This is a genomic window from Pseudomonas sp. AU12215 (assembly GCF_001675465.2).
GTDB classification, from domain to species: Bacteria; Pseudomonadota; Gammaproteobacteria; order Pseudomonadales; family Pseudomonadaceae; genus Pseudomonas; species Pseudomonas nitroreducens.
On sequence record NZ_MACM02000152.1, the window covers coordinates 1 to 8,708 of the forward strand.

7 protein-coding genes and 1 pseudogene are annotated in these 8,708 nt (G+C 59.9%); 4 read left to right on the forward strand and 4 right to left on the reverse strand.

Annotated features, from left to right (window positions below; all coding sequences use genetic code 11):
* Nucleotides 1–92 precede the first annotated feature (92 nt).
* Nucleotides 93–278: pseudogene (locus A9513_RS22950) on the forward strand (hypothetical protein); the annotation flags it as partial.
* 828 nt (nucleotides 279–1,106) lie between these two features.
* Here the strand turns inward: A9513_RS22950 and A9513_RS22955 are convergent.
* From A9513_RS22955 to A9513_RS22965, 3 genes are all read right to left on the reverse strand, one after another.
* Nucleotides 1,107–2,207 carry a polyamine ABC transporter substrate-binding protein gene (locus A9513_RS22955; protein ID WP_024763475.1) on the reverse strand — a complete coding sequence of 367 codons (1,101 nt, stop codon included), beginning with the start codon at nucleotides 2,205–2,207 and terminating at the stop codon, nucleotides 1,107–1,109.
* Nucleotides 2,208–2,240: 33 nt separating this feature from the next.
* On the reverse strand, nucleotides 2,241–3,578 hold the full coding sequence (locus A9513_RS22960; protein ID WP_024763474.1) for a hypothetical protein: 1,338 nt from the start codon (nucleotides 3,576–3,578) through the stop codon (nucleotides 2,241–2,243).
* Between the two features lie 119 nt (nucleotides 3,579–3,697).
* On the reverse strand, nucleotides 3,698–4,945 hold the full coding sequence (locus tag A9513_RS22965; protein WP_065327793.1) for a serine hydrolase: 1,248 nt from the start codon (nucleotides 4,943–4,945) through the stop codon (nucleotides 3,698–3,700).
* Between the two features lie 144 nt (nucleotides 4,946–5,089).
* Between A9513_RS22965 and A9513_RS22970 the strand changes: the two genes are divergently transcribed.
* From A9513_RS22970 to A9513_RS22980, 3 genes are all read left to right on the forward strand, one after another.
* Nucleotides 5,090–5,692 carry a TetR/AcrR family transcriptional regulator gene (locus A9513_RS22970; RefSeq protein ID WP_024763472.1) on the forward strand — a complete coding sequence of 201 codons (603 nt, stop codon included), beginning with the start codon at nucleotides 5,090–5,092 and terminating at the stop codon, nucleotides 5,690–5,692.
* A 358-nt stretch (nucleotides 5,693–6,050) separates the two neighbouring features.
* Nucleotides 6,051–7,028 (forward strand): catalase, encoded by a 978-nt coding sequence (locus tag A9513_RS22975; RefSeq protein ID WP_083196197.1) that lies wholly within the window; start codon nucleotides 6,051–6,053, stop codon nucleotides 7,026–7,028.
* Between the two features lie 242 nt (nucleotides 7,029–7,270).
* On the forward strand, nucleotides 7,271–8,287 hold the full coding sequence (locus A9513_RS22980; protein ID WP_065327794.1) for a catalase family peroxidase: 1,017 nt from the start codon (nucleotides 7,271–7,273) through the stop codon (nucleotides 8,285–8,287).
* A 44-nt stretch (nucleotides 8,288–8,331) separates the two neighbouring features.
* Here the strand turns inward: A9513_RS22980 and A9513_RS35710 are convergent, their stop codons facing one another.
* Nucleotides 8,332–8,538: a hypothetical protein gene (locus A9513_RS35710; RefSeq protein WP_141678491.1), complete on the reverse strand. Its 207-nt coding sequence runs from the start codon at nucleotides 8,536–8,538 to the stop codon at nucleotides 8,332–8,334.
* Nucleotides 8,539–8,708 lie beyond the last annotated feature (170 nt).

The following is an 8,708-nucleotide window of genomic DNA, read 5'->3' on the forward strand; positions in this document are numbered from 1 at the left end:
GACGCGCTCTGTGGCGCTGAGTTCGTGATAGGACATGGGGCAACACCTTACCGAAATGGTCGGGTGTTGCACTCAGTTTTTGCGGCCGCCCTCGTTGGATTGCTGCGCTGGCAGTTGTCCAATTATTCATGGCTGCGACCGTTCACTTCGGTAATGGTTGGAGCTTCACCAATGCCAACGGCGGCTGGGAATACCCGATCTACCTGAGCGCCACTGCTCTGGTTGTAGCGCTGCTGGGTGATGGTCGTTTCGCGATGAAGCCCTCCACCCGAGCGTAGCTTCGACGTGCAGTAACTTCCCCGCGCTGCCCCTGCTTCAGGATAGCTATAAGCTGCGATGCGTGTGGCGCCTGGAGCGAGTATGCGGCCCAAGCTGCGATGTGCCGCATGGCTTCTTCAGGCCCGAAACTGGCCGCCAGATTGGCCCTCGCTTGCGAGATTGAATCTGACTGGAAGCGTCCGACCACAACCGATATGTTAGCCCCCTCATGCTAAACCCGGCGGAATCCGGTTATGTGCCACAGAGCTTGTGGAATAATGCAAGTCAACATCTTTTTAAATGTCGTTTTGACATTATGAAGTGAAGCTATTAGGTAAGTGTGAGCAAGTCTGCCGGGGGAGGTAAGCTTCCTCCGGCAGCGTTTGCCCTAATCTGGATAGTGCTGTTTCGGTTTGGGGGCGCTCGCTTTTTATTACATGGTCGAAGTCTGTGGTTCTGACTTTCAGGGTTCGCCTTGCAGCGGCTCTGTGACGATCTATTAAGGCGCTTAACTAATGCACAGGATAGATGCGTTTCTGGTTTTATCACGGCGGTAATCGATATGAAGCATGCGGTTATCTCAGTAATTCTCCTGTCTCTGCTCGGCAGTCTTGCATCACCCACGACTAACCGCATACGCAAGGCTGCATCCCAAGTTGCCTGCCTTCCAACGCCCCAATCAGCTCTTTTGGGCTCTCTGCATAGTCGATCCGAGGTCTCTGTTTCCTCACCGACACTCCCCCCGTTTCAGCAAGGTTTGTGTGTTTTTTCACCGGTAAATCCACAGTCAGCAGCCTGCTTCCGCCCAGACATGGGCGGAAGTGGCCTGCAAAGTGCTGGAGGCTGCCTCAGGTTCCGGACTTGATCTTCGTCCAACTGCGGGTCATGGCGCGCTCGATGCTGATGGGTACCGGCGACAGGGTGAACAGGTTGCCGCGCTGGTCGGCCGGGATGAACATCGCGTGGTTCTGCAGCAGTTCCGGGGCAACGGTGTCCTGCGCGTCACGGTTGGGGTTCGGGTAGCCGATGATGTTTGATACCTGGACGATCACCTTGGGGTCCAGCAGGTAGTTGATGAACGCCTGAGCCTCCGCAGGGTGTTTCGCGCCCTTGGGAAGGGCCATGGTGTCAGCCCACATCAGGGTGCCTTCGCGCGGCAGCAGCATGCGGATGTCGTTGCCGTTCTTGGCGCTGGCGGCCATTCCCTGGGCCTGAAGCACTGCCGCGGACCAGCCGACCACGATGCACACGTCGCCGTTGGCCAGATCGGAAGCCAGCTTGGCGGAGTTGAAGTAGCGGATGTAGGGGCGGATTTTCAGCAACAGCGCTTCGGCCTTCTGGTAATCCGTGGGGTTGCGGCTGCTCGGGTCGAGCCCCAGGTAGTGGAGGGCGATGGGCAGCAGCTCTTCGGGCGCATCGAGGAAGGCGACGCCGCAGGATTGCAGCTTGCTGATGTTCTCCGGCTTGAACAGCAGGTCCCAGCTGTCCAGCCTGGCCTCGGCGCCGAGGGCCTTGCGCACCTTGTCGGCGTTGTAGCCGATCAGGGTGGTGCCCCACAGGTAAGGCACGGCGTACTGGTTGCCCGGGTCCACCCGTTCCAGGTTGTGCATGATGCCCGCGTCCAGGTGCGACCAGTTGGGCAATTGCTGTCGGTCCAGTTTCTGGATGGCGCCGGCCTGGATGAACTTGGCGATCTGCACGGTATTGGGGAAGACCAGGTCGTAGCCGGAGGTGCCGGTGAGCATCTTCGACTCCAGGGTATGCGGGCTGTCGAAGACGTCGTAATTGACCTTGATGCCGGTCTGGGTTTCGAAGTCCTTGATCACCTGCGCCGGCAGGTAGTCGACCCAGTTGTAGATATTCACTTCACGTTGCGCAGCGCTCGCAGGGGTGAACGGAAGGCTGGCGCAGACGAGCAGGGCGGCGAACCATTTCTTGTCTAGTTTCATCGGATCAGCTCACGTTGAGGGTGGCGGCCAGGATCACAGCTTGTAGATGAAGAACCATTCCAGGGTGTCGAAGCGGTCGTTGCCCAGTACTTCCTTGGCGCCGGCCTGCGGATCGACCCAGTTGTAAGCCAGCGAGGTGTAGATGTGCTCGGTGGGCATCCACTCGACGTACACCCCGGTCTCGTTGGCGAAGTCGCGGTCGCTCACCGGGATGCCGAAGTAGTAGTTGGAGTTGAGCTTGAACTGGTGGTATTGGGCGCCGGCAGACCATTGCTCGTTGAAGTGCACTTTGCCACGCCAGGTCTGGGCTTTCTCGTTGCTGTTGTAGAGCAGGTAGTTGCCGACGACGTCGCCGATCACCCAGGTGCCCCAGTCAACGTAGCCCTTGCTCAGCGGATCCCAGTCCTTGCGGGTGTTGTCGTTGGGATCGTTGTCGCCGGAGAAGTCGGCGTAGCGATAGCCCAGGGTCGGTTGCAGCGGCAGGTCCTGGAAGCTGTAGTCCGCAGAGGCGTACCAGGCGCTGGCATCGTAATCGATGCCCTTGCCGCTGCCGCGCTCGATGGCGTATTCGCCGTTGAGCTGCAGGGCTTCCAGGCCCGGCGGGCTGGCATTGAGCACACGCAGGTTGTAGACGTCCATGCCGTCGCGCGGGATGAAGGCATTCTGCTTGTTGTCCTTGGCGTCGACGCTGAAGGCCATGGCGCCCAGGGTCGCGTTGGGCAGCTTGAAGTCGACGTTGGCACCGGTCATGCGCAGGTCGCCCAGATGGTCGTCGGTGCGCAGGCTGAAGGCTTGCGCCGAGAACATCTCGTGCTGCCAGGACAGCACGCCGGCATCGCGGAAGGCCGTGCGCGGCGCGCTGAAGTAGGCGCCATCGCCGTACTGGTCGAGGTTACCGTCCATCACCAGGAAGCCGTTGCCGACCATGTAGTTCTGGTCGCCCAGGGTCAGGCGCCAGTCGCCGGCACGAAAGCCCGCGTAGGCCTCTTCCACCGAGGTGTTATGTTCGTCACCGCGGGTGTAACCGCCCGGGTCGCCGTCACCCGTGGTCCCGGCGGCTATCAGCGAGCCGCCGCCGAGAAAGGCGAAGTCCGGGCTGACTGCGTACTCGAAGGTCACGCCTGGCTTGAGGTAGTACTCCTGCCAGTCGTAGTTCTCTTTGTTGCTCAGTTCGCCACTGCGCAGGTCGATGCGACCCAGGCCGAAGTTGGCATTGTGGCTGTTGATGGCGGTCGCCGATGCACTGAGCGAGTACTCGCCCTTGAAGTCGCCGCTCTCGAAGGCTACGCCCGCGGTCGCCAGCGGGCTGCCGGCGATGAGGGTCAGCGCAAGGGCACTGCGGGGCGCAGACGGGAAACGTCTGGTGGTCATGGCAAAGCTCCTGTATGTCGTTCTTGTTGGAACAGGGCAGTCACGCGGGCAAAGCGGGGCCCGCAAGGGCGCATGCTGGGTGCAGCGTCCGTTTCTTTTTGCTGGCGATCAGGTTTGTGTCAGGCGTCGCTTAAGGATTGGGCGAGCGTCTTGAGCAGATGCACGGTGTCGGTATCGATCACGTTCTCCGCTTCGGGCGCGGAGGATTGCTTGATGATTACTACCTCGGCCTTGAAGTCGATGAAGATCCACTGGCCATGGATACCGACAGCCATGAGCGCGTGGTCATTGAAGACATACCACTGGCTCTTGTAGGAGGCCTGCGGGCTCCATTCGGAGAACTCCTTGTTGGTCGCATACACCGCAGGGTCATTGCCCTTCAGCAGGCGCTCCACCGCCGCCGTTGGCAGTACCTGTTGCCCGTTGAAGTGGCCGCGGCCAAGCAGCATCAGGCCAAAGCGGCCCATGTCGCGCAGCGTTGCGTTGAAGCCGAAACCGACCACGCCCTGGCCCGACGGATCGGCTAATAGGAAACCATCGCGCTCGCAGCCCAGCTGCCGCCACATGCGTTCGAACAGCACATGGCAAGGCAGGCCGCTGGCGCGCTCCATGATCCAACCCATGGCTTCGGTGGTCGCCGTGACATAGCGGAAGAAACCTCCATGCTCGCCCTTGAGCGGGAAGGTGCGCAGCCAGTCGTGGATCGAGGCGGACCTCTCGAACCCCGGCGGCACCGGGGTGAGGCCCACGGTGTAGTGCAGCCGCGAGGTCGGCGAGTTGGGGTCTTCGTAGTGCTCGACGTAGTCGATGCTGATGGCCATGTCCATCACCTGACGCACGCTCGCCGTCTCGAAGGCGGTGCCGGCAAATTCGGGCACGTACGAAATCGCGGGACGGTCCGGGTCGAGCAGGCCCTGCTCGATGAGTTGCTCGGCCAAGGCGCCGGTGAGCGACTTGGTGACCGAGAACATGATGTGGCGGGTGTCCGGAGCCTGGTGGTTGAAATAGCGTTCACACAGGATGCGGCCCTTCTTGAGCACCAGGAAGCCATCGGTGAAGGTGGCGTCCAGGTGCTCCTGAAGGCTGACCTGCTCGCCACTCAGGCTGGTGAAAGTGAAGTCCTGCAGCAGGTCCTCAGTCGGGCCCAGGTCGCTGACCGGCGCATTGCCAGCGGCTACCACCAGGGTCGGACAGAGTTGGCTCATGTGCTGGAAGGTCCAGCGATTGTGGGGCGGCAGCAGGACATCGGCGGCCCCGACGCTCAGTTGCGCGGCGTACGAACGCTCCTGGGGCTGTGGCGGATTCGGCTGGAGGCTGAGGCGTTCGGCGTAGGCTTGCACCAGGGCCGCTTGCAGATCGAGAGACATGGATCACTCCTGGGAGAACGAAGGGCCACAGGCGCTGGCCGTGGCAAATTTTTCTCACCATAAAAACTTTTAGTCAACTAAAAGTTTTATTCGAGGAAAACCTATAGAATCTCGCTCAGACAGATTCAGCAGTGAGGAGACGACTTGAGCGGGCTTCGTGAACGACAGAAAGAGGCGCGGCGCCAGGCGATCAGCCAGGCAGCGGTCGAGCTGTTCCGCCTCCAGGGGTACGGCACTACCACCGTCGAGCAGATCGCCGAACGGGCCGGGGTATCGCCGCCCACGGTGTTCAATTACTTCGGCAGCAAGCAGGAGATCCTCAACGACTTGCTACGGGCGACCGACGAGCGCGTCGTCAAGGAGATGGTCCAGCTGGCGCTGGACTTCAAGGATCCGGTGGATGTGCTCTGCCACCTGGAGAGCCTGGTTCTGAAGTACGAGCTCGAAGCGTTGCCGGTATCGGTCTGGCGCGAGCTGTTGTCGATGCATTACAGCGGAGCGTCGCCGGAGCAGCTCAAGCTTAATAACGAGGTGCTCAATGCCGAGGTCAGTGTCCTGCTAGGTCATCTTCAGAAGGCCGGCATGGTGCGTCACGATCTCTGCCCGGACTACGTGGCGCAGTTGCTCAACGAGTTTCTCACCCTCGAATTCCTCAAGCTGGTCAGCGTCGAGCCCTTGGATTTCGATGCCCATCAGCTAAGTGTGCGGCGTTTCGTCGAAGTCCTGTTCACGGGCATCAGGCAATAGATGCCGGCGGTCTCCCTACGGCGACCCAGGGAAGTCTGCTTCCGACCCAATGCGGACATAGGGTCACGATGTTGCTACTTAGTCAGAAACGAGCAACTCGCATCGCGATCGAGGGCTGCCGCAATTGTCACTGCGCCTGGCACACTTGCACGAAAGATCTGCCGCTCCATGCGCCAAACAGAGTGCCAACTGCCGCAACCTGTCCATCCTCGCGGCCAACTGAGTACCGGCAAGCGACAGACGGATGCCGCTTCGTTGTTGGCGCGACATGAGATATCTGGAACCGACCTGAGGCCGGGCTTCGTATTGATCTCAGGGCTAGTCTGATCCGGGAATTCTGCAGCCCGCGGAGGCCGCCATGAGGGACAAGACAGCAACGAGCCTTTCGAACGAACAAGCATTCATTGCACCGGTTGCAGACGCCAGCGCGGGCGGTACGATCGACATCGTCATGGCGCTCAAGCGCAACGCTGGCAATCCAGGGGGCGCTCGAGCGAGTTTCGCCAAGGGACAATGTGTGAGCGGAACTTTCACCCCGGCGCCCACAGCCGCCAGCGTGACCTGTTCCCGTAGCTTTACAGAATCCTCCCAGATATTCGGCCGCTTTTCTGTGGGCGGGGGCAATCCGGGTGTTTCCGACGGCAATCGCACCGTGCTGCGCGGGTTCAGCTTCCGAGTGGGCCCGGACGGTTACACAACCGACCTGCTGACGGAAAATGCACCGGTGCATTTTGCCCGTACGGTGGAGCAGATGAAGGGCTTCCTTGACGCGCGTGCGCCTGCCTCCAACGGGACGCCAGATGCGGAGCGCGTAAAGGCCTTCTCCGCCGCAAATCCGGAAACTCTTCACCAGGCTCAGTTTGTGGCCGCGCGGCCGCTGCCCGGAAGCTTTGTTGGCAGCGAGTATTGGGCCGTGCATGCGTTTCCTGCCACCAACGCTCAGGGGCAGTCGCACTTCATCAAGTTCAAGCTCGTGCCTGCCTTCGGTGAGGTTGCTCTGAGCGACGAACAGGCGCGGGAAAAGGGGGACAGTTTCCTGCTGGACGACCTGAAGCAGCGAATCGCCGACGGCACCGCGCAATTGCAGCTCATGGCGATACTGGGCAGGCCAGGCGACCCCATCCATGACGTCACCGCCCGGTGGCCGGACGAGGACTCGCGCGAATCGGTTCTGCTGGGCACGCTCAGCATTACTTCATTGGAAGACAACGGTGGTTGCGACCAGGGCATCTTCAACCCTGGCAATCTTTCCGCCGGGATTGGGCGTCCGGTGGACGAAATGTTCTCGGCACGACTGTTCGCCTATGTCGTTTCACTCGATCGCCGCCGCAGTTAACCGGGCTTTCCTGAAGAGGAAGTTCAGGCTGGTGTTCTTTCTACGGACTAATAGCCAAAAAATGGGCGCAGCTCACGATTTTCGACACCCATTTTTTGGCTGTCTTGGCCTTGGTTGAAGAGGTGGGTAGCCGTACCTACGACCCGTTTCCCAGCCAATGGCGGCTTTACAGCAAGTGCATGTGAGAACAGACGCGATGAAGTTGCCGCGTAGTCCGATAGTTCACCGATGAGGAAATGGTCATGCAGGTTCTCTCCAAAGCTGTACTGGCCGGTGCCGTTTTTACCGGCGTTTGCCAACTCTATTCAACCGCTTTGTTTGCCGCCGAAACCGAAGCCAAACCCTATAACCCCGTCGACATGATCAGCGCCTTTGAAGGCACCTACGGTAAGCACACGGGGCAACGACGCAACCACACCAAGGGACTTTGCGCCGAAGGGGAATTTATCGGTAATAGCGATGCCGCCAAGTACAGTCGTTCTGCACTTTTCAGCGGCCAGCCAGTGCCAGTGGTGGCTCGCTTCTCGCAAAACGGCGGCAATCCTGAGCAGCCCGATAATCAAAAAGGTGTGGAAGGCATGGCGCTGGAGTTCAAGTTGCCAGGGGGCGCCTTGCAGCACATGACGATGATCAACGTGCCGATCTTCGTCTCCAAACCAGAGACCTTCTATGCCTTGACCGTCGCGCTCAAGCCGGACCCGGCAACAGGCGCTCCCAATTCGGAAGCGCTCAAGGCCTTCGTCGAAAGCCACCCTGATTTTCACGGTTTGGGCGCCGCCATCGATTCTCGTAATCCTCCTGTCGGTTACGACACCACTTACTACAACAGCCTCAATGCCTTCTGGTTCGTCAACAAGGCCGATCAGAAGCAACTGGTACGCTGGCATTTCGAACCGCAAGAAGGGGTCAAAACCCTGACTGACCAGGAAATGAAGGCCACGCCTGCCGATCACCTCGCCAAGGATCTCATCGCACGCACCCAGAAATCCCCGGCCAAATGGGACATGTACATTATCCTGGGTCAACCGGGCGACTCCGAGACCGACGCCTCGATCGCCTGGCCGGGGGATAGGCAAAAGGTCAAAGTGGGCACTTTGAGCATCACCAAGGCGATGCCCCAGGCAGGTGCCGCCTGTGACTCCGTTAACTTCGATCCTTTGATTGTTTCCGATGGCATAGTGCCCACTGACGATCCCATCCTTAAGGCCCGCTCCGCAGCCTATGCCATCTCCTTCGGCAAACGGATGTCAGGGCAATAAAAGTCGTGGCTAAAACGATGCGCGGCCGGAATGTTTACCGTGCTTCAGCCTCGGGGACGGTGCTGCACGTGACGTGGGGCGGCCGAAGCTAACCTGAGAGCGTTGATAGGCATCGATGTTTCGGTCGCTAATGCTCTGAAGACCGCTAGCATATTGCTTTCACTTTCTTCCACTTTGGCGCCGGCCTTCTGGCCGGTGCCGTATTGGGGCGGCTGCAGGTTATCCGGCACCAGGTCGTGTGCTTCACGCATGTGTGCTTCTAAAAGGGGCAAGCGACCCATTGCGGCCATTCCTAAAGGCCGCTACTGGCCCAGGCCGTGTAAAAACGCAGCAAGTGATGGCAATAAACTGCCGGTGGATTTTCTCAGCGTCCAGAAGGCCGCCGGATGCCCTATCAGGCGCATTCGGTGATTCTGGTTGC

Coding starts and splice junctions, on each gene's coding strand:
- A9513_RS22955 (WP_024763475.1), bottom strand. CDS start 2,207: ATGAAACTAGACAAGAAATGGTTCGCCGCCCTGCTCGTCTGCGCCAGC.
- A9513_RS22980 (WP_065327794.1), top strand. CDS start 7,271: ATGCAGGTTCTCTCCAAAGCTGTACTGGCCGGTGCCGTTTTTACCGGC.
- A9513_RS22960 (WP_024763474.1), bottom strand. CDS start 3,578: ATGACCACCAGACGTTTCCCGTCTGCGCCCCGCAGTGCCCTTGCGCTG.
- A9513_RS22975 (WP_083196197.1), top strand. CDS start 6,051: ATGAGGGACAAGACAGCAACGAGCCTTTCGAACGAACAAGCATTCATT.
- A9513_RS22965 (WP_065327793.1), bottom strand. CDS start 4,945: ATGTCTCTCGATCTGCAAGCGGCCCTGGTGCAAGCCTACGCCGAACGC.
- A9513_RS35710 (WP_141678491.1), bottom strand. CDS start 8,538: ATGCGTGAAGCACACGACCTGGTGCCGGATAACCTGCAGCCGCCCCAA.